At 69.6% G+C, this 18,981-nt stretch carries 19 protein-coding genes; 15 read left to right on the forward strand and 4 right to left on the reverse strand.

Going from position 1 to position 18,981, the window contains the following annotated elements; genetic code table 11:
- The first annotated feature begins 281 nt into the window (after positions 1-281).
- The 3 genes from ACFWZH_RS26350 to ACFWZH_RS26360 all read left to right on the forward strand — a co-directional run bounded on the left by ACFWZH_RS26350 (position 282) and on the right by ACFWZH_RS26360 (position 2,544).
- Entirely contained in the window at positions 282-947 is a 666-nt protein-coding gene (locus ACFWZH_RS26350; RefSeq protein WP_384436037.1) for a bifunctional 4-hydroxy-2-oxoglutarate aldolase/2-dehydro-3-deoxy-phosphogluconate aldolase, read from the forward strand.
- 191 nt (positions 948-1,138) lie between these two features.
- The gene (locus ACFWZH_RS26355; protein ID WP_384436039.1) at positions 1,139-1,966 is read left to right on the forward strand and encodes a transporter substrate-binding domain-containing protein; all 828 of its coding nucleotides are present in this window, start codon (positions 1,139-1,141) and stop codon (positions 1,964-1,966) included.
- A gap of 119 nt (positions 1,967-2,085) precedes the next feature.
- Positions 2,086-2,544, forward strand: a complete 459-nt coding sequence (locus ACFWZH_RS26360) for a PaaI family thioesterase (RefSeq protein WP_384436042.1) — start codon at positions 2,086-2,088, stop codon at positions 2,542-2,544.
- A gap of 11 nt (positions 2,545-2,555) precedes the next feature.
- Here ACFWZH_RS26360 and ACFWZH_RS26365 read toward each other — a convergent pair whose 3' ends face one another.
- A complete protein-coding gene (locus tag ACFWZH_RS26365; RefSeq protein ID WP_384436044.1) occupies positions 2,556-2,933 on the reverse strand; it encodes a VOC family protein in 378 nt (125 codons plus the stop codon).
- A 231-nt stretch (positions 2,934-3,164) separates the two neighbouring features.
- Between ACFWZH_RS26365 and ACFWZH_RS26370 the strand changes: the two genes are divergently transcribed.
- The 7 genes from ACFWZH_RS26370 to ACFWZH_RS26400 all read left to right on the forward strand — a co-directional run bounded on the left by ACFWZH_RS26370 (position 3,165) and on the right by ACFWZH_RS26400 (position 10,327).
- Complete coding sequence (locus ACFWZH_RS26370; protein ID WP_384436292.1) at positions 3,165-3,884, forward strand: GntR family transcriptional regulator; 720 nt, start codon at positions 3,165-3,167, stop codon at positions 3,882-3,884.
- 352 nt (positions 3,885-4,236) lie between these two features.
- Positions 4,237-5,262 carry a sugar ABC transporter substrate-binding protein gene (locus ACFWZH_RS26375; RefSeq protein WP_384436047.1) on the forward strand — a complete coding sequence of 342 codons (1,026 nt, stop codon included), beginning with the start codon at positions 4,237-4,239 and terminating at the stop codon, positions 5,260-5,262.
- A 260-nt stretch (positions 5,263-5,522) separates the two neighbouring features.
- A complete protein-coding gene (locus ACFWZH_RS26380) occupies positions 5,523-6,497 on the forward strand; it encodes a sugar ABC transporter substrate-binding protein (RefSeq protein WP_384436294.1) in 975 nt (324 codons plus the stop codon).
- The gene (locus tag ACFWZH_RS26385) at positions 6,494-7,564 is read left to right on the forward strand and encodes an ABC transporter permease (RefSeq protein ID WP_384436050.1); all 1,071 of its coding nucleotides are present in this window, start codon (positions 6,494-6,496) and stop codon (positions 7,562-7,564) included. Before ACFWZH_RS26380 ends, ACFWZH_RS26385 begins: the two co-directional genes overlap by 4 nt.
- The gene (locus ACFWZH_RS26390) at positions 7,561-8,406 is read left to right on the forward strand and encodes an ATP-binding cassette domain-containing protein (protein ID WP_384436053.1); all 846 of its coding nucleotides are present in this window, start codon (positions 7,561-7,563) and stop codon (positions 8,404-8,406) included. Before ACFWZH_RS26385 ends, ACFWZH_RS26390 begins: the two co-directional genes overlap by 4 nt.
- Positions 8,407-8,636: 230 nt before the next feature.
- Complete coding sequence (locus ACFWZH_RS26395; RefSeq protein WP_384436056.1) at positions 8,637-9,758, forward strand: ROK family glucokinase; 1,122 nt, start codon at positions 8,637-8,639, stop codon at positions 9,756-9,758.
- Complete coding sequence (locus ACFWZH_RS26400) at positions 9,755-10,327, forward strand: hypothetical protein (protein WP_384436059.1); 573 nt, start codon at positions 9,755-9,757, stop codon at positions 10,325-10,327. The genes ACFWZH_RS26395 and ACFWZH_RS26400 overlap by 4 nt, the downstream gene beginning before the upstream one ends.
- A 606-nt stretch (positions 10,328-10,933) precedes the next feature.
- Here ACFWZH_RS26400 and ACFWZH_RS26405 read toward each other — a convergent pair.
- Positions 10,934-11,524, reverse strand: coding sequence for an isochorismatase family protein (locus ACFWZH_RS26405; protein ID WP_384436062.1), 591 nt, complete (start codon positions 11,522-11,524; stop codon positions 10,934-10,936).
- A gap of 635 nt (positions 11,525-12,159) precedes the next feature.
- Here ACFWZH_RS26405 and ACFWZH_RS26410 point away from each other — a divergent pair.
- From ACFWZH_RS26410 to ACFWZH_RS26430, 5 genes are all read left to right on the forward strand, one after another.
- Positions 12,160-12,852, forward strand: a complete 693-nt coding sequence (locus tag ACFWZH_RS26410) for an urease subunit gamma (RefSeq protein WP_384436065.1) — start codon at positions 12,160-12,162, stop codon at positions 12,850-12,852.
- A complete protein-coding gene (locus ACFWZH_RS26415; protein ID WP_384436297.1) occupies positions 12,845-14,782 on the forward strand; it encodes an urease subunit alpha in 1,938 nt (645 codons plus the stop codon). Before ACFWZH_RS26410 ends, ACFWZH_RS26415 begins: the two co-directional genes overlap by 8 nt.
- A gap of 76 nt (positions 14,783-14,858) precedes the next feature.
- A complete protein-coding gene (locus ACFWZH_RS26420; RefSeq protein WP_384436068.1) occupies positions 14,859-15,533 on the forward strand; it encodes an urease accessory protein UreF in 675 nt (224 codons plus the stop codon).
- Between the two features lie 65 nt (positions 15,534-15,598).
- Positions 15,599-16,342, forward strand: coding sequence for an urease accessory protein UreG (gene ureG, locus ACFWZH_RS26425; protein ID WP_384436071.1), 744 nt, complete (start codon positions 15,599-15,601; stop codon positions 16,340-16,342).
- On the forward strand, positions 16,339-17,259 hold the full coding sequence (locus ACFWZH_RS26430) for an urease accessory protein UreD (RefSeq protein WP_384436074.1): 921 nt from the start codon (positions 16,339-16,341) through the stop codon (positions 17,257-17,259). Before ureG ends, ACFWZH_RS26430 begins: the two co-directional genes overlap by 4 nt.
- A gap of 240 nt (positions 17,260-17,499) precedes the next feature.
- On the opposite strand, the gene ACFWZH_RS26435 is transcribed toward ACFWZH_RS26430, so the two are convergent.
- Complete coding sequence (locus tag ACFWZH_RS26435; RefSeq protein ID WP_384436299.1) at positions 17,500-17,664, reverse strand: CocE/NonD family hydrolase C-terminal non-catalytic domain-containing protein; 165 nt, start codon at positions 17,662-17,664, stop codon at positions 17,500-17,502.
- Positions 17,665-18,123: 459 nt separating this feature from the next.
- Complete coding sequence (locus ACFWZH_RS26440) at positions 18,124-18,324, reverse strand: hypothetical protein (RefSeq protein WP_384436076.1); 201 nt, start codon at positions 18,322-18,324, stop codon at positions 18,124-18,126.
- Positions 18,325-18,981 lie beyond the last annotated feature (657 nt).

An 18,981-nucleotide genomic window follows, 5' to 3' on the forward strand; every position in this document is an offset into this window, starting at 1 on the left:
GCCGGGGTGCACACGCACCCCGGCCGCCGCCGTGCTGTGCGCCCCCTTTTACCTGCCTTTTCTCGCCTTCTTGGCGGAAGGGGCGCATGGGGCGCACCCCCGAGGCACGATTGTCAGTGGTTCCCGGTAGCGTTTCGGTAGAAACGAGGAGTGGGCGGGCATCGGCGGACAAGGGACCATGTGCGGTCAGCTGCCGCGGCGCGCCCCGTAAAGGCCGTATTCGCCGTGGGTCCGGCGAGTCGGCATGAGGCGCTGGAGAAAAGGAAGGACGGCGAACTGCCGTGTATCGCTGGGAGATCACCCGGGCCGCACTGGCGCAGCGCGTTTTCGCCATCGTCCGCAGCACGACGTACGACGAGGCGAGCGCCACCGCCGACACCCTGCTCTCCGCCGGCATCACGAGCCTGGAGATATCCCTCACCACCCCCTTCGCGCTGGAGGCGGTCACGACGCTGACCCGTGAGCTGGGTGACGACGCGGTCATCGGCGCGGGCACGGTCCTTGACGGGGTGTCAGCCCGGATGGCGGTCGACGCCGGCGCCCGCTACCTGGTCTCACCGAGCCTGGACGCCGAGGTCATCCGCACGGGCCACCGCTACGGCGTCCCGGTCTTCCCCGGAGTGTCGACGCCGACCGAGATGGTCCGCGCCCTCGAACTGGGCGCGGACGCCCTCAAGCTGTTCCCCGCCTCGGCGCACCACCCGTCCTGGCTCAAGGACATCCGCGCCGCCCTGCCGCAGGTGCCGCTGCTGCCGACGGGCGGGGTGACGCTCGACAGCGCGCCGGAGTGGATCGCCGCCGGCGCCGTCGCCGTAGGCATGGGCTCGGCGCTCTCCGAAGGCGACCGCGACACCGTCGCCAAGCGCGCCGCCGAACTCCTCACCCGCCTCGCCGAGGCCACCCCTGACCAGGAGCCGGGCCGCGCCGCGGGCCTCTACGACGACTGACGGCCCCGAGACCTCCGCGGCGGCCCCGTCCCCCCGGCCGGTCGAGGGGTTCACCGCGACCAACGGCTCTGCCACGCTGACTGCTTCGGCCATGTGATCACGTCGCGGTGCGCGCCGCCTCCTGCCCGGCGCGCACCGCGGCCGAGCGCGTGACCGCCCGACCAGGAGCCACAGCAGCCACAGGAGCCCATATGAAGCGCGCCGCCACCCTGTCCGCCCTCGCCTGTCTGCTCGCCGTCACCGCCGCCGCGCCGGCAGCCTCCGAGGCCCCCGCCGCGCCCAAGGGAGCGCTCTCCGGGTCCGGCAAGAAGGCCTCGGCCCTCGACACCGTCCCGCGGCGCGGGGTACTGCGCGTCTGCACCACCGGCGACTACCGCCCCTTCACCCACCTCGACCCCACCACCGGCAGGTACCGCGGAGTGGACATCGACATGGCCCGGGACCTCGCCAAGAGCCTGGACGCCACGCCCCGTTACGTCGCCACGACCTGGGACCGGCTGGTCGCCGACCTGTCGGCCGGCCGCTGCGACATCGCCATGGGCGGGGTGTCCATCACCCTCCCGCGCGCCCGCTCCGTCTCCTTCAGCGAACCGACCCGCACGGACGGCAAGACACCCATCGCGCGCTGCGCGGAGCAGGACAAGTACCAGACCCTGGAGCAGATCGACCGCCCGGGCACCACCGTCATCGTCAACCCCGGCGGCACCAACGAGGAGTTCGCCCGCGCCCACATCAAGCGGGCCACCCTCAAGGTCCATCCGGACAACACCACCATCTTCGACGAGATCATCGCGGGCCGCGCCGACGTGATGATGACCGACGCAGGCGAGACCCGCTACCAGGCCAAGATCCACCCCGAACTCTGCTCGATCCACCCGGACAAGCCCTTCACCTTCTCCGAGAAGGCCTACGCCCTGCCCCGCGGTGACACCGAGTTCACGGCCTATGTGAACCAGTGGGTCCATCTGGCCACCCACGACGGCACGTACCACAGGTACGAGGAGGAGTGGATGAAGTAGCGAAGAGGGCCGACCGGTTACCGCAGGGCGTACCGGGTGGTGACGCCTTGACGCAGGTGAGGGGCGGCCTTCGCGCGCAGGCGACGGGCCGGGTGAGAGGCGAGAGGAAAGGCGGAGCGATGGCGGGTGCGGAGCAGGGGAGCGCGGTCCTCGATCTTGCCGCGGCGCAGAAGGGGCTGGACGCGCAGCCGTTCAGCAGGCTGGTGCGAGCACGGATCACCGAGTTCGGGGACGGCGGGGCCACGCTGGAGATCGAGATCCGCGAGGAACTCCTGCAGCAGAACGGGTTCCTGCATGGCGGGGTGCTGTCGTACGCCGCCGACAACACCCTCACCTTCGCCGCGGCCACCGCCCTGGGCCCGGGCATCGTCACCGGTGGATTCTCGATCCAGTACCTCCGCCCGGCATACGGTCGTACGCTGCGGGCCCGTGCCGAGGTCGTACAGGCGGGGCGTCGGCAGGCCGTGTGCCGCTGCGATCTGACGGTGATCGGGGCGGACGGGGCGCAGAGCCTGTGCGCGGTGGCGCAGGGGACGGTGCTGCCGCTCAACGGCCCGTCGGCGGAAGGCACCCGTTAGACATCTAGACGTCAGCCGCCGGTCGCGGTGTCGTGTCGCGGTGCCGGATGGCCCAGCACGTTGACGATCCGGCCGTCGGGGTCCTTGGTGAAGAAGCGGCGCACGCCCCACTCCTCGTCCTGGAGGGGGTGGACGATCTCGGCGCCGGCGGCCAGCAGGGTGGCGTACACCGCGTCCACGTCGTCGACCTCGATGCTCATGTCGGGGGCGACGGGGGCGGTCCGGTCCTCGGTCATGACGATGAGCTGTGCGGTGGGGTTGGCGGGGGAGGCGAGGGTCATGACCCAGCCCAGGTTCATGACCTGCTCCAGGCCCAGCAGGCCGTAGAACGTGCGGTTCTCCTCCAGGGCGTCGGAGTGGATGTCGGGGACGACACGGCGTACGGACACGGGGCCTCCTCGGTCGGGGTCTCACTGGCTATCAGAAAAGGCCATGAGCGCGCAGGGGCGCGGCGCGGGTGCGGCCTGCCCCGGCCGATCAAGGGCCCTCGGGTAGTAGTCCTTGTCCGGACAATGTGACCTCCGGACTTCCCGTCATCTGCCGGGGCGGATACGCTCGCCAGCGTGGGGAAACGCGATACAGAAGATGCCCTGGGCGCCGAGAGCCCCGTCCAGTTCAGCGTGGACCGGAGCAGCCCGGTCCCGCTGTATTTCCAGTTGTCCCAACAGCTGGAGGCGGCGATCGAGAACGGCAGGCTCGCCCCCGGCAGTCTGCTCGGCAACGAGATCGAGCTGGCCGGCCGGCTCGGGCTGTCCCGGCCGACCGTGCGGCAGGCGATCCAGTCGCTGGTCGACAAGGGGCTGCTGGTGCGCCGCCGCGGCATCGGCACCCAGGTCGTGCACAGCCAGGTCAAGCGCCCCCTGGAGCTGAGCAGCCTCTACGACGACCTGGAGGCGGCCGGGCAGAAGCCGGCCACCCGCGTGCTGCTCAACACCACCACCGAGGCCGACGCCGAGGTCGCCGCCGCGCTGGGCATCGCCGAGGGCGCGGAGGTCGCGCTGGTCGAGCGGTTGCGGCTGACGCACGGTGAACCCGTGGCCCATCTGCGTAACCACCTGCCCGCAGGCCTGCTCAAGCTGGAGACCGCCGAGCTGGAGGAGACCGGTCTGTACCGGCTCATGCGGTCGGCCGGGATCACCCTGCACAGTGCCCGCCAGGCCGTCGGCGCCCGTGCCGCGACGGCCGAGGAGGGGCAGCGGCTCGACGAGCCCGAGGGCGCCCCGCTGCTCACGATGCAGCGGACGACGTTCGACGACACCGGGCGCGCGGTCGAGTTCGGCTCGCACGTCTACCGTGCCTCGCGCTACGCCTTCGAATTCCAGCTGCTGGTCCGCCCCTGACCTGAGCGCTTCGGGCGGGGCGCGTGGCCATGTCGTTTCGGGGTCGCCGGAAAGTCCGGCGGCCCCTTCGTGCCGTGACGGTGTCTTCGTCGTGATTTCGGGGCGTTTTCGTGATGTTTTCCGCGGGTGTTTTCCGTGGTGTTTTCGGCGGGGATCGCGGGGCGGGTGATCTTTCTTCGGGGGGCGGTCAGTGGCTGACCTGGGCCCGCATGGAGGGGTGATACGGGTAGGTGTGTACCGATATGCCGTGCGTCTGCGTCAGAATGTTCGGACAAAGTATTGACGTGGCTCCGTGGGCGCCTTAGAACTCTTCCAGCCGCATTCAGGCGGCCGGGAGAAAGGCGGTCCCACGATGATCGGCGTGCGCAACGTACGTATGGCTCGACCCGTCAATGTCCTCAGCGCGGCGGCCCTGGTGGCGGCCCTCGCGCTGGTCACCGGATGCAGCAGCTCCGGGGGAAAGGGCTCCGAAAGCAAGCCCGGGGCGTCCGGCAGCGGCGGCAAGGCCGCCGGTACGCCCCGGCTGACCATCGGCATGGTCAGCCACTCCGGTGAGGGCGACACCTTCTGGGACATCGTCCAGAACGGCGCGAAGGCGGCCGCCGCCAAGGACAACGTGAAGTTCCTCTACGCCAGCGACAAAGAGGGCTCCAAGCAGGCCCAGCTGATCCAGTCCTACATCGACGCGAAGGTCGACGGGCTGATCGTCACCCTCGCCAAGCCGGAGGCCGTCAAGGCCGCCGTCCGCAAGGCCGTCGCGGCGGGCATCCCGGTCATCACGATCAACTCCGGCGGCGAGTTCTCCAAGGCGTACGGCGCGTTGACGCACATCGGCCAGGACGAGTCCGTGGCCGGCGAGGCCGTCGGCGAGGAGCTCGCCGGCCGGCACGCCAAGAAGGTCCTGTGCGTCATCCACGAGCAGGGCAACGTGTCGCTGGAGGACCGCTGCGCGGGCGTCCGCAAGGGCTTCGACGGCAAGGTCGAGAACCTCAACGTCGACGGCACCAACGCGCCGGCCTCGCAGTCCTCGGTCGAGGCCAAGCTGCAGTCCGACAAGTCCATCGACTCGATCGTCACGCTCGGTGCCCCGATGGCGGCGATCTCCGTCAAGGCCAAGGAGGACGCGGGCAGCGACGCCCAGGTCGCGACGTTCGACCTGAACCCCGCCGTGGTCAAGCTCCTCAAGGCCAAGGACGTCGCCTTCGCGGTCGACCAGCAGCCCTACCTCCAGGGCTACGAGGCGGTGGACCTGCTCTGGCTGAACAAGACCAACGCCGATGTGCTCGGCGGCGGAAAGCCGGTGCTCACCGGCCCGGCCCTGGTGGGCCAGGAGGACGTGCCGAAGTTGGAGGAGTACACCGGGCGCGGGACCCGGTGAAGCCATGACGGAAGGCGGGACCCGATGAACCGGTACAGATCGCCGGTAACGGATACTTGGGCGGTTGGAGCCGGCCGCCCGGTACCGGTGTGCGACACCGTGAAGGCGCAGCCAGGACGGCCCGGAGGGGCCGGACGGGCGAGACAGCCAGGACGGCCGGAGCAGCCAACACGGCCTATACAGCCAACACAGCGTGACATCAGCGGGAAGGGCAAGTCCTCGTGGCAAGGGTTCAAAGAAGGGGACGCGTCGTGAGCGCCGTGGTGGCGGCGACGCTCGGCGCCTCGCTGGCGGGATGCAGCGCCACCGGAGGCAAGCGGGCCGAGGAGGAACGCGCGGCCCAGGCCGCCGGCGGCAAGGCCGCGGTGAACACCCCCAGGTGGACGTTCGCGATGGTCACCCACTCGGGAGACGGCGACACGTTCTGGGACATCGTGCAGAACGGCGCCGAGCAGGCCGCCGCCAAGGACAACATCAAGTTCGTCTACGGGCACGACAAGGAAGCCAGCCGGCAGAGCCAGCTCGTGCAGTCCTACATCGACCAGAAGGTCGACGGACTGATCGTCTCGCTGGCCAAGCCGGACGCCATGAAGGACGTCGTCCGCAAGGCCGAGAAGGCCGGTATACCGGTGATCACGGTGAATTCCGGGGCCGAGGAGTCCAAGGAGTTCGGTGCGCTCAGCCATATCGGCCAGGACGAGACGGTGGCCGGTGAGGCCGTCGGCGAGGAACTGAACAAGCGCGGCAGGAAGAAGGCGCTCTGCGTCCTGCACGAGCAGGGCAACGTCGGCCACGAGCAGCGCTGCGACGGCGCCGGGAAGACGTTCAAGGGCGATCTGCAAAAGCTCTACGTCGAGGGCACGAACATGCCCGACGTGCAGTCCTCGATCGAGTCCAAGCTCCAGTCGGACCGCGGAATCGACTCCGTCGTCACCCTCGGCGCGCCGTTCGCCGCCACCGCGGTCAAGGCCAAGGAGCAGGCCGGCAGCGAGGCCGAGATCGACACCTTCGACCTCAACGCGCAGGTCGCGGACGGCCTCAAGAACGACTCGCTGGGCTTCGCGGTCGACCAGCAGCCCTATCTGCAGGGCTACGAGGCGGTCGATCTGCTCTGGCTCTACAAGTACAACTCCGACGTTCTCGGCGGCGGCAAGCCGGTGCTCACCGGCCCCCAGGTGATCACCAAGAAGGACGCCGCCGCGCTGCAGGAATACACGAAGCGGGGAACACGATGAGCACCACCGACGCACCACCTCTGCAGCCCGCGGGCCCGCCCGCCAAGCACGCCGACGAACGCCTGCTGCACCGCTCCCTGGCGCGCCGCCTGATGGGCCGCCCCGAGCTCGGCTCGGTCGTCGGCGCGGCCGCCGTCTTCCTCTTCTTCTCCTTCGTCGCCGAACCCTTTCTGCAGCCGTCCAGCCTCTCCACCGTGCTGTACGCCTCGTCGACGATCGGCATCATGGCCGTGCCGGTGGCGCTGCTGATGATCGGCGGCGAATTCGATCTCTCGGCCGGTGTCATGGTCGTCAGCTCGGCGCTGATCTCGTCCATGTTCAGCTACCAGATGACGGCCAACACCTGGGTCGGTGTCGGGGTGTCGTTGCTGGTCACCCTCGCCATCGGGGTCTTCAACGGATTCCTGCTGACCCGTACGAAACTCCCGAGCTTCATCATCACGCTCGGTACGTTCTTCATGCTGACGGGCCTCAATCTCGGCTTCACCAAGCTGGTCAGCGGCACCGTCTCCACGAAGTCGATCTCCGACATGGAGGGCTTCGAGTCGGCCCGTGCGGTCTTCGCCTCGCATCTGACGATCGGCAGCGTCGACGTCCAGATCACCATCCTGTGGTGGATCGTGCTGGTCGCGGTGGCCACCTGGATCCTGCTGCGCACCCGCGTCGGCAACTGGATCTTCGCGGTGGGCGGCAACTCCGACGCCGCACGGGCGGTGGGCGTCCCGGTCACCAAGACCAAGATCGGCCTCTATATGGGCGTCGCCTTCGCCGCCTGGGTCTCCGGACAGCACCTGCTGTTCTCGTACGACGCGATCCAGTCCGGCGACGGGGTGGGCAACGAGTTCCTCTACATCATCGCCGCGGCGGTCGGCGGCTGCCTGATGACCGGCGGCTTCGGCTCGGCGATCGGTGCCGCCGTCGGTGCCTTCATCTTCGGCATGACCAGCAAGGGCATCGTCTACGCCCAGTGGAACCCGGACTGGTACAAGTTCTTCCTCGGCGCGATGTTGCTCCTCGCCACACTCCTGAACGCATGGGTCCGCAAGCGGGCGGAGGAGAAGTCATGACAGACCTGGAGAAGAAGACCGCCGAGGGCGGGAAGGCGGCCCTGGTCGAGCTGACGGACGTCAGCAAGTTCTACGGCAACATCAAGGCCCTGGAGGGGGTGTCCCTGGAGGTGCACGCGGGAGAGATCTCCTGTGTGCTCGGCGACAACGGCGCCGGCAAGTCCACCCTCATCAAGATCATCGCGGGGCTGCACCAGCACGACGCCGGCACCTTCACCATCGAGGGCGAGGAGACCACCCTCTCCTCCCCGCGCGAGGCCCTGGACCGCGGTATCGCCACCGTCTACCAGGACCTGGCCGTGGTCCCCCTGATGCCGGTGTGGCGCAACTTCTTCCTCGGCTCCGAGCCGACCACCGGTGTGGGCCCCTTCAAGCGGCTCGACGTCCGTACGATGCGCGAGACCACCCGCAGCGAACTGCTGCGGATGGGCATCGACCTGCGCGATGTCGACCAGCCGATCGGGACCCTCTCGGGCGGTGAACGGCAGTGCGTCGCCATCGCGCGGGCCGTCTACTTCGGCGCCAAGGTCCTCGTACTGGACGAGCCGACGGCGGCGCTCGGCGTCAAGCAGTCCGGCGTCGTGCTCAAGTACGTCGCGGCCGCCCGGGACGCCGGGCTCGGCGTGGTGTTGATCACCCACAACCCGCACCACGCCTACCTCGTCGGCGACCGTTTCGTCCTCCTCAAGCGCGGCACGATGGCCGGCAGCCACGCCAAGTCGGAGATCGCCCTGGAGGAGCTGACCCGCCAAATGGCGGGCGGCAGCGAACTGGAACAGCTCAGCCACGAGCTGGCCCGCACCGCGACACCGGAATTCCCCGGCGGCCACCGGCCCGACTGATCACCGGCCGACGCTCCCGCGCCCCGCGATGCACCGCGGGGCGCGGAAGCATGTGCGCGATGCGCCGCACTGCCCTGGTGATGCACAATCGCAGCGAACCAGCACATCGAGGCCCCGGCCTCCCGAGACCCCGCAGGGACGAGACGACTCTTGCGCGCACGCAGCAGCCGCACGGGGGCACCACCCACGCCCTTCAGGCAGTGGGGGAGCAACGGCGAAGAGGTGGGTCGATGAGCATGTACCGGGACCGGGTGCACCGGGGATCCGCCAGAGCCACCGTGCTGCGCACGGTCGGCACCCGCGAGCGGCGCTCGCATCTGACCGCCCCCCGCGTGCCCACCGTCGGCATCGACATCGGCGGCACCAAGGTCATGGCGGGCGTGGTCGACGCCGACGGGACCATCCTGGAGAAGGTCCGCACCGAGACGCCGGACAAGTCCAAGAGCCCCAAGGTCGTCGAGGACACCATCACCGAGCTGGTGCTCGACCTCTCCGACCGGCACGACGTCCACGCGGTGGGCATCGGCGCGGCCGGCTGGGTCGACGCCGACCGGTCCAATGTGCTCTTCGCCCCCCATCTGAACTGGCGCAACGAGCCGCTGCGCGACCGGCTCGCCGGCCGCCTGGCCGTCCCCGTCATGGTCGACAACGACGCCAACACCGCCGCCTGGGCGGAGTGGCGGTTCGGCGCCGGCCGCGGCGAGGACCACCTCGTCATGATCACCCTCGGTACGGGTATCGGCGGCGCCATCCTGGAGGACGGCGCGGTCAAGCGCGGCAAATACGGTGTGGCAGGCGAATTCGGCCATATGCAGGTCGTCCCCGGCGGCCACCGCTGCCCGTGCGGCAACCGCGGCTGCTGGGAGCAGTACAGCTCCGGCAACGCACTCGTACGGGAGGCCCGGGAGCTGGCCGCCGCGGACTCCCCGGTCGCGTACAACATCATCGAGCGGGTCGGCGGCCGTATCGGCGACATCACCGGGCCGCTGATCACCGAGCTGGCCCGGGAGGGCGACGCGATGTGCGTCGAGCTCCTCCAGGACATCGGCCAGTGGCTCGGCGTCGGCATCGCCAACCTCGCCGCCGCCCTCGACCCGTCCTGCTTCGTCATCGGCGGTGGTGTCAGCGCCGCCGACGACCTCCTGATCGCCCCGGCCAGGGACGCCTTCCGGCGCCACCTCACCGGCCGTGGCTACCGCCCCGAAGCCACCATCGCCAAGGCCCAGCTGGGCCCGGAGGCCGGAATGGTCGGCGCCGCCGACCTCGCCCGCCTGGTGGCCCGCCGTTTCCGCCGCGCCAACCGTCGGCGCGTGGAGCGTTACGAACGCTACGAACGGGCCGGCCGCCGATGACCGAAACCGAGTCACCCACCATGCACGACGACCACCACCCCGCCCCGCCGCCCCGCGCCAAGCGCCGCCGCCCCCTGCTGACGGCGCTGATCGTCTTCCTGCTGATCGCGATCCCGGCCGGCTACATCGTCATCTCCGCCGAGCAGAGCCGCGACAGCGGCGAGGGCAAGGAGCAGGAGGCCGCCGCCACCGGCCTGACCAACGCCTTCCCCTCCAAGGTCCAGCAGCGGATCTACAACGTGCCGGTCCCGATCGGCTCCACCCCGGTCTGGTACTACGAGACCAACTCCTGGCAGACCAGCTCGCTGTTCGTCCAGTTCCGGACCAACGACTGGGGCCTGGAGCACTACCTCAAGGCCGTCGGCACCAGCACCGCCGCCCTCAAGAAGGACCGGCAGACGATTCCGCCCGCACAGGCGGCGAAGGTCGGCTGGGACTTCAGTGTCGACTGGCCGTGGGCGGGCACGACGACCACGAGCAAGTCACCGCACCCGTACCAGCGGATCATGGTCAGCTTCGACGAACCGGGGCACCCGGTCGTCTATACCGTCTCGACCGTGAGGTTCTGACCTGCGCGGACCCGCTCCGGGCGCGGGCGGCGGGCCGCTGAGGGCCGCTGCGGGCCCGTGACGGGTGAGGGTGCCGCCTCCTATGGCAGAGCGCGCTGATAGTCGCTGGGGTACCGGTCACCTGGCCTCCTCACGGCGCACACTGGACACCTGCGACGCCAGCGAGGCCAGCGACACCTGCGACGCCATCGGCTTCTCCGTCATAGGGGCGCACACGCTGTGGTGGGGCGGCTGCGCCTGGGACTCGTTCGCCCTGCCCCATGTACAAGGGGGTGTTGAGCGGGTCGAGTGTCGGCTTGGCAGCACCGCACTGATGGTGTCAGTGGTGTCTACTACCGTCGATGGCGTGACCGAACCTGACGAGACGTACGACCCGACCCGGCACCCCGACCTGCTCAGTACTTCCCCGACATCGTCAGCGGGGAGCTTGAGCCGTTCTTCAACCTGGCCAGGAGGACCGCCGCGACCTCCCTCGTCCTGCGCAGCTACCGACCCGAATCGCTGCCAACGGCACCGTCAACAACGGCCCCGGACAGAACACCAAGTTTTGGGGAGATGGCCTGGCTGGAGGGCGACCGCCGACCCCAGTGCGGAAGTCGCGGCCATTCAGGCCAGGACGACCGGCTCGCCGCTCAGCGTCACACCCGCCCGGCGCAGCTCGCTGATCGCGGTACTGGTGGTGTCGGCGGCAACGCCGGCGGTGTAGTCGAGCAGGACCCGTACCGCGAAGCCCGCTCGTACGCCGTCCAGCGCGGTGGCCTTCACGCAGTGGTCGGTAGCGATGCCGACGACGTCGAGATCGCTGACGTCGCGGGCACGCAGCCAGTCGGTCAGTGACGTGCCGCCCTGAGTCGAGCCCTCGAAGCCGCTCTTCGAGGCGGAGTGCGCCCCCTTGTAGAAGACCTCGTCGACGGCCCCGGCGGTGGCGGCCGGCTCGAAGCTCGGGTGGAACTCGCTTCCCTCGCTGCCGACGACGCAGTGTACGGGGAAGGAGTTCTCGAAGTCCGGGTGCTCGGAGAAGTGAGCCCCCGGGTCGATGTGGTGGTCGCGGGTGGCGACGATGTAGGCGTAACTCCCGTCGGCGCGTCGCACCAGGTCGGCGATGGCGGCGGCCCTGTCCGCGCCGCCCTTCACCGGAACACTTCCGCCCTCGCAGAAGTCCTTCTGCACATCGACGACGATCAATGCACGGCGCACGGCACATCCTTTCCCGCAAGTGAACCCCTTGCTGCTATGTTCGCCGCCTCCGGCAATGCGCAGAAGCAGCACTCGCCAGCCGCTCACCCGACTGGGCGTCGGGGCGGCACGCGTTACTCGGCAACCGAGCACACACTGCGCGGCCGTCCCAATAAGCGGGCAGAGCTCACAGGTGCCGTTGAGCTGTTGTCCGGGCGGTTGTCGATGGACGGGCAGTCGGACCGCAGCGGAATCCTGTGGATCCTCAAGCCGCAGTCGTGAGAGGGGTCGACGGCTGGCCGGGAGCCAGTGCGGCAGGGGCAGGCAGTGTTCCACGAGGCAGGTCTGTCGGAGGGTAGCCCCACTGAGTGGGCGTCGACCGGGCCATACAACTGAATCCCTTGCATTTCTCGGAAGAATCCTTACGGCTCACTCATACGGGCGTGGTGTTGCTGCGGGGCGTTTTCGGCTCTGTCCGCGTGACCATGTTCGTCGTCACGAGGGTGGGGGCCGGATGGCCAAGGAAACTGTGCTGCGTTGTACGGCGTGGGAGTGAGGCCGTGGAGGCCCCGCCCCGGGCTGTCGGTGGTCACGGCCGGTCCCGGCCCCGATGTCCAGAGCACGAGCCCTGGACAGGGCGAACGCAGGGTAGGGCTATGCACCTGACTCCACACGAACAAGAGCGTCTGATGATTCATGTGGCGGCGGATGTCGCCGAGAAGCGTCGGGCTCGAGGGATTCGGCTCAACTACCCCGAGGTCGTTGCGCTGTTAACCGTCCACGTCCTTGAAGGTGCGCGCGAGGGGAGAACGGTCGCCGAGCTCATGTCGTCAGGGAAGAAGCTGCTGCCCCGGGAGGAGGTCATGGAGGGCGTCCCGGAGATGATCAAGAACGTACAGGTGGAGGCCACGTTCCCCGACGGCACGAAGCTGGTCACCATCCACGATCCCTTCCCCGAAGCGGGCGAGGACGACAAGCCGCTGGTCTCACCGGGCAAGGTGGATTTCTCCACGCAGCCGGACGACGAGTTCGTGCGCTTCAACGAGGGCCGCGAGGTCACTCCCCTGACCGTGACCAACCCGTGCGACCGTCCCGTCCAGGTCGGCTCCCACTACCACTTCCACGAAGCCAACCCCGGCCTGGACTTCGACCGTGACGCCGCCTGGGGCAAGCGCCTCCACGTCCCGGCCGGCAGCTCCGTACGCTTCGAGCCCAACGCGCCCGAGGACGTCGAGCTCGTCCCCATCGAGGGCAAGCGTGTGGTGCACGGCCTGCGCGGCCAGGTCGGCGGCCCCCTCATCAGCGTCCAGGATTCATCCGATGAGGTCGGGGGTGAGCTCGATGGCTGAGCGCTGCTGTCCTGAGCCCCCCAAGCCGTCCGACCCCTTGACCCGCGCCCAGTACGCGGACCGGTTCGGTCCGACGATCCGCGACCGCATCCGTCTCGCCGACACGGAGCTGCGGATCGAGATCGAGGACGACTGGGCCGGCGGTCCCGGGCGCAGCGGGAACGAGATGGTCTTCGGTGGCGGCAAGGTGATCCGCGAGTCGATGGGGCAGTCCATCGCGCCACGCGATCCACGCGGCGACGACGAGTCCGGTGACTCCGACGCCGGCGACGTCGTCGAGCCCCCGGACACCGTCATCACCGGCGCCGTCATCCTGGACCACTGGGGCATCGTCAAGGCCGATGTGGCCATCCGCGACGGCCGCATCACCGCGCTCGGCAAGGCGTACAACGACGAGACGATGGACCGTCTCCATGACGGGGCCGGTCAGCACAACGACGTCGGCCCGGCGCCCGCGGATTTCGTCATCGGCCCCGAGACGGAGGTGATCGCGGGCAACGGGAAGATCCTGACCGCCGGCGGGGTCGACACCCACGTTCACTTCATCTGCCCCGAGCAGGTCGGTGAGGCGCTGGCCGCGGGTGTCACCACGCTCATCGGCGGCGGCACCGGCCCGGCGGAGGGCAGTACCGCCACCACCGTCACGCCCGGCTCCTGGCACATCGCCCGCACCTTCGAGGCACTGGACGCCTTCCCGGTCAACGTCGGACTGCTCGGCAAGGGCGCCACCATGTCCGAGGACTCCATGCTCAACCAGGTGGAAGCGGGCATCATCGGCTTCAAGATCCACGAGGACTGGGGTGCCACCCCGGCCGTCATCAAGAAGTGCCTGGAGGTCTGCGAGCAGACCGGTGTCCAACTCGCGCTGCACGCCGACTCGTTGAACGAGGCAGGTTTCGTCGACGACACCATCGCGGCGATCGACGGCAGCGACGGATGCGATGGGCGCCCCGTTCGCTCCCTCCACGTCTTCCACGTCGAGGGCGCCGGCGGCGGCCACGCCCCTGACATGATCAAGATGGTGAAGGAGCCGAATGTCCTGCCCGCCTCCACCAATCCCACTCGGCCGCTGACCGTCAACACGGTCAAGGAGCACTTCGACATGGTGATGGTCTGCCATCACCTCAACCCGAAGATCCCCGAGGACCTGGCCTTCGCGGACTCCCGGATCCGCCCCTCCACGATGGCCGCCGAGGACATCCTGCACGACCTCGGCGCCATCTCGATCATGTCCTCCGACGCCCAGGCCATGGGCCGCATCGGTGAAATGATCACCCGCACCTGGCAGACCGCGCACGTCATGAAGGTCCGCCGGGGCTTCCTGGAGGAGGACAGGCTGCCGAAGGAGGAACGGCCGACGGGGGACAAGGGGGCCGACAACAGGCGCGCCCGCCGGTACGTCGCGAAGTACACGATCAACCCGGCGATCGCCCAGGGCATTGATGCGGTGGTCGGGTCCGTGGAGCCCGACAAGCTGGCCGACCTGGTGCTGTGGGAGCCGAAGTTCTTCGGCGTCAAGCCGCACCAGGTCATCAAGGGCGGACAGATCGCGTACGCGCAGGTGGGCGACGCCAACGCCTCCATCCCCACCCCGCAGCCGGTCCTGCCCCGCGCCGTCTGGGGCGCCACCGGCCTCGCGCCTCGCTCCACCTCGTTCAACTTCGTCACCCAACGGGCCATCGACAGTGGGTTGGCCGAACGGCTCAAGCTGGGCAAGCAGTTCAAGGCCATCACCAGCACGCGCGGCGTCCGCAAGGCGGACATGAAGGAGAACAGCGCCACCCCCGACGTCGAAATCGACGCCGACACCTACGAGGTGATCGCCGGGGGTCACAAGGTGGAGGACGTGACGACATCCGTCGCGGGCCAGGTCGTCGAGCGGAAGTATCCGAGCGAACTCCCCATGGCCCAGAGGTACTTCCTCTTCTGAGCCTTGACGAGCAGGCGATGCAACGGCACACAGGTCCGCGCCATGGACCCGGGCGACGGAAGGTGAACTGCGAAAGATGAGTCGAGCCGCACTGCTCGTCCTGGCCGATGGCCGGTTCCCCGCCGGAGGGCACGCGCACTCCGGCGGGGCCGAACCCGCCGTGGCAGCGGGCCGTATCAAGGACGCGCACTCGCTGGAGGACTTCTGCCGAGGGCGGCTGCACACCGCGGGCCTGGTCGCGGCGGCGCTCGCCGCCGCGACCGCCGCGGGCCATGATCCGGTGGCGGTCGACGAGGCCGCCGACGCCCGCACACCCGTCCTGGCGCTACGGATCACCGCCCGCAAGCTGGGACGGCAGATGATGCGGGCCGCCCGCGCGACGTGGCCATCGGCCGAGCTGGACGCACTGGCCGCGGCCCGACCACAGGGCGCGCACCAGCCGGTGGTGCTGGGGCTGGCCGCACGGTCAGCCGGGCTGAGGCCGCCGGATGCCGCGTACGCGGCGGCGTACGAAGCGGTCAGCGGTCCGGCCACGGCGGTGGTCCGGCTGCTGAGTCTGGACCCCTTCGACGCCACCGCGGTCCTCGCCCGCCTCGCCCCCGACCTCGACCAGACCGCCACCGCGGCGGCCGCAACCGCCGCTCGTATCTCCGACGAAGGGTTCGACGCGCTGCCCGCCGCCTCCGCACCTCTGCTCGACATCACCGGCCAGCAGCACGCCGCTTGGCCGGTACGCCTCTTCGCCTCCTGACCACCAAGAACCCAAGAGCCCCACACCCAAGAACGCCGCGCACACCAGGCAGAACCGGAGCCCGCATGCACCGCGACCACGACGAGACGTTCCCCGAGCGCCGCACCTACAGCGCCGCCGATCCCGTGGGGCCCGGCTCGGCACCCAAGGACCGAAAAGAGAGCCGAGGCGGAGCGCAGCGGAGCGGGCGCCGGCGTGCCCTGCGCATCGGCCTGGGCGGCCCGGTCGGCACCGGCAAGACCGCCACCGTCGCCGCCCTGTGCCGCGCACTGCGCGACGAGCTGTCCATCGCCGTCGTCACCAATGACATCTATACCCGCGAGGACGCCGAATTCCTGCTCCGCGAGGCCGTGTTGCCCGCGGAGCGGATTGCCGCGGTGGAGACCGGCGCTTGCCCGCACACTGCCATCCGCGACGACATCTCCGCCAACCTGGAGGCCGTGGAGGACCTGGAGGAGACCGCAGGACCGCTCGACCTGGTCCTCGTGGAGTCCGGCGGCGACAACCTCACCGCGACTTTCTCCAAGGGCCTGGTCGACGCGCAGATCTTCGTCATCGACGTGGCCGGCGGCGACGACATCCCCCGCAAGGGCGGCCCCGGCGTCACCACAGCCGACCTCCTAGTGATCAACAAGACCGACCTCGCCCCCTACGTCGGCTCCGACCTGGAAGCCATGGCCCGCGACGCCGAGGCCCAGCGCGGCGAACTCCCCGTCGCCTTCACCTCCCTCACGACCGACGACGGCATCAAGCCGGTCACCGACTGGATCCGCGAACGCCTCACCGACTGGAGCGCGGGCCCCGCATGACCCTCACCACCTGCACTCACCCGACGACCGCATCGGTCCCTGACCGGCCTGTGGTCGGGGTGCACGCCACCGCCCGCATCCTGGCCGCCGTCAGGGGCGGCACCACCACCCTGCCCGTCCTCGACGGCGACGGCCCCTTCGAACTGCGCCGCCTCCACTCACACGGGACCCAGGCCCGGGTATGCATCGTCGGAGCCATGAGCGCCCCCCTCGGCGGCGACCGGCTGCGGATCGAAGCCACCGCCCAACAGGGCGCGGCGCTCCACATCACCTCCGCCGCCGCGACCCTCGCCCTGCGCGGCCCAACCTCCGAACACGCCACCTACGACGTGCACCTGACCGTAGGAGACCACGCGCAGCTCCACTGGCTCCCCAAACCGCTGATCTGTGCGGCGGGCAGCGATCTTCGCCAGACCTGGACCATCGACCTGGCCCCCACCGCACGGCTCGTTCTGCGCGAGGAACAGATCCTCGGACGCACCGGCGAACCCCCCGGCCACGTGACCACACGGCTCACCGTCCGACGCGGCGGACGTACCCTCCTGGACCAACAGGCCGCATACGGACCGGGCGAACCCGGCTGGGACGGGCCAGCCATCCTCGCCGACCACCGCGCAACCGGACAACTCCTCACCGTCGACCCGGCCTTCGAAGAAATCACCCCTGACGTGCGGCTGCTCGGCGACGCCCCGCAAGACGGCCAGGCCGTGCTGACACCGCTCGCCGGCCCCGCCACCCTCGTCACTGCCGCCGCCCCCGACAGCCTCCGCCTGCGCCGCCTCCTCGACACAGCGCATAACACCTACCGCCAACCGATCACAGACCCTGGTCCGGCGCGCGGCCGCGATGTCGGACCGCCCAGGGTGGCCGCCCCACCAGAGCATGAGACGCAACGGCACGCTCTTGCCGCACGGTGAGAGATGAGGAACCCCCGTCGGTGGGATCCGGCGGGGGTTCGTCGCACAGGGGACTACGACGGTGTGCAGCGTTCGGTGCCACCGCCGTTGCACTCCGGCTCTCCGCTGTCGAGCACGCGGATCTGGGAGACGGAGACGACACGTGTCATACGGCCGATGCGTATCACGTGGCATGGAACTCCCCGCGACGAACCAGGTCGTAGCCCTTCGCTCGCGACAACGGCCGGGGTCTCCGCACGGTCAGGCCAGGGGGATCTTGAGGTGGGCCGCGGTGCCGTCCGGGGAGGTGACGGTGATGGTGCCGCCGGGCTCGTTGGCGTCGCCGTAGAAGGGGTCCTTGGTGTCCAGGACGAGCATCAGCCGGTGTCCGGCCCGGACGGTGTAGCCGGTGGCCTGGAGCGGGATTTCGGCGTTGACCGGCTGGCCGGGGGATTCCGCGGAGCGTGGCCGCGACGGTCATCGGGGCGCTTGCCCGGACACCGGCGTCGGCTCGGCTGACCTCCCCGGTCGGGTACTCCTTGGGGAACCCGGTCACCTCCGTGCCGCCGGTCTTCATGATGCCGTCGGCGACGGTGGCGGGGGTGTCGACGCCGGCCTGGAAGGTCAGGTCCCAGCCGGTGACGGGCTTGTCCGTGAGCGCCCCGTCGTCCGTGCCCTCGGCCGCGCCGGTCAGGTACAGCGACTCGGAGCGGCTCGCGGGCGATCTCGGGGTCGCTGAAGTCGATGACCGATCTGGACGGACTCTCCGCGTACGCCGGGCTTGGCGGTCCTCGCGCGCGTTCCTCAGCGGCCTTTTTGAGGGAGTCGATGAATTCGTCGATCTGCTGGCGGGTCTCGTCGGAGGACCACAGCATGTCGCCGAATTCACCGTCCAGGCGCCTGGCCGAGGATGGCGACGTAGTCGTCCCACTCGGCGAGGTTCTCCGTCGCGATGGAGAGGTCCGCCATCGCCGTACGCCCGGGAATGGGTACGAACACGTGCAGTTGGCGCACGACGGTGGGGCCGCCTCCGTCGCCCAGGAGGTTCACCGGCTTCTGGACCTTGCTGTCCTCGGTGAGCAGCACTGCGGGGCCGCAGCTGTACGACGCCTACTTCCGCCTCGGGGTAGATGGCGCCCATGGTGCGGGTCAGCCGGTGCACGGTCTGGTCGTTGGACAGCTCGCGCTGAACGCAAGGCCGCACGGCAGGCACTGCTGAAAGCCGCTTTCGCCGGGCTCGGCTTGGTGGCCTCCATTCTTGCGGTCAGCTGGTCCAAGGCCTGGCTCTACGGGGTCGGGGCAGCCCTCCTCGCCACCTCCGTGGTCACCGGCCTTCACCGGCGGTCACGGCACACCGGCCACTCGGCCTCCAACGACGACACCCACCGCCCGGAAGCACCGACCGAAACAGGCGAACGCCGGCGCCGCCGAGACACCCCACCATCAGATAGCTGATCCAGGACCTGGAACGCCACGCCCCGCAGCTGCTCGCCTCGGTGGGCATCGGCCCGGACACGGCCGTCACCCTGCTGATCACGATGGGGACAACCCGGGAGCGCCTGGGCGGCGAGGCGTCCTTCACCGCGCTGTGCGGGGGGGGGCAGGCCAGTCGAGCGCTCCTTGAGCCGCCGTCATCACCATCGACTCAACCGCAGAGCGACCGGCACGCCAGTGCCGCCCTGCACCCCAGGTTGTGCAGACCCGGCTGCGCTACGACCCGCGCGCCCAGGGCCAAGGCGCACT

Source organism: Streptomyces sp. NPDC059008 (genome assembly GCF_042749045.1).
Lineage (GTDB): Bacteria > Actinomycetota > Actinomycetes > Streptomycetales > Streptomycetaceae > Streptomyces.

Coding starts and splice junctions, on each gene's coding strand:
- ACFWZH_RS26360 (WP_384436042.1), top strand. CDS start 2,086: ATGGCGGGTGCGGAGCAGGGGAGCGCGGTCCTCGATCTTGCCGCGGCG.
- ACFWZH_RS26375 (WP_384436047.1), top strand. CDS start 4,237: ATGATCGGCGTGCGCAACGTACGTATGGCTCGACCCGTCAATGTCCTC.
- ACFWZH_RS26355 (WP_384436039.1), top strand. CDS start 1,139: ATGAAGCGCGCCGCCACCCTGTCCGCCCTCGCCTGTCTGCTCGCCGTC.
- ACFWZH_RS26430 (WP_384436074.1), top strand. CDS start 16,339: ATGACCCTCACCACCTGCACTCACCCGACGACCGCATCGGTCCCTGAC.
- ACFWZH_RS26410 (WP_384436065.1), top strand. CDS start 12,160: ATGCACCTGACTCCACACGAACAAGAGCGTCTGATGATTCATGTGGCG.
- ACFWZH_RS26420 (WP_384436068.1), top strand. CDS start 14,859: ATGAGTCGAGCCGCACTGCTCGTCCTGGCCGATGGCCGGTTCCCCGCC.
- ACFWZH_RS26395 (WP_384436056.1), top strand. CDS start 8,637: ATGAGCATGTACCGGGACCGGGTGCACCGGGGATCCGCCAGAGCCACC.
- ACFWZH_RS26415 (WP_384436297.1), top strand. CDS start 12,845: ATGGCTGAGCGCTGCTGTCCTGAGCCCCCCAAGCCGTCCGACCCCTTG.
- ACFWZH_RS26390 (WP_384436053.1), top strand. CDS start 7,561: ATGACAGACCTGGAGAAGAAGACCGCCGAGGGCGGGAAGGCGGCCCTG.
- ACFWZH_RS26400 (WP_384436059.1), top strand. CDS start 9,755: ATGACCGAAACCGAGTCACCCACCATGCACGACGACCACCACCCCGCC.
- ACFWZH_RS26385 (WP_384436050.1), top strand. CDS start 6,494: ATGAGCACCACCGACGCACCACCTCTGCAGCCCGCGGGCCCGCCCGCC.
- ureG (WP_384436071.1), top strand. CDS start 15,599: ATGCACCGCGACCACGACGAGACGTTCCCCGAGCGCCGCACCTACAGC.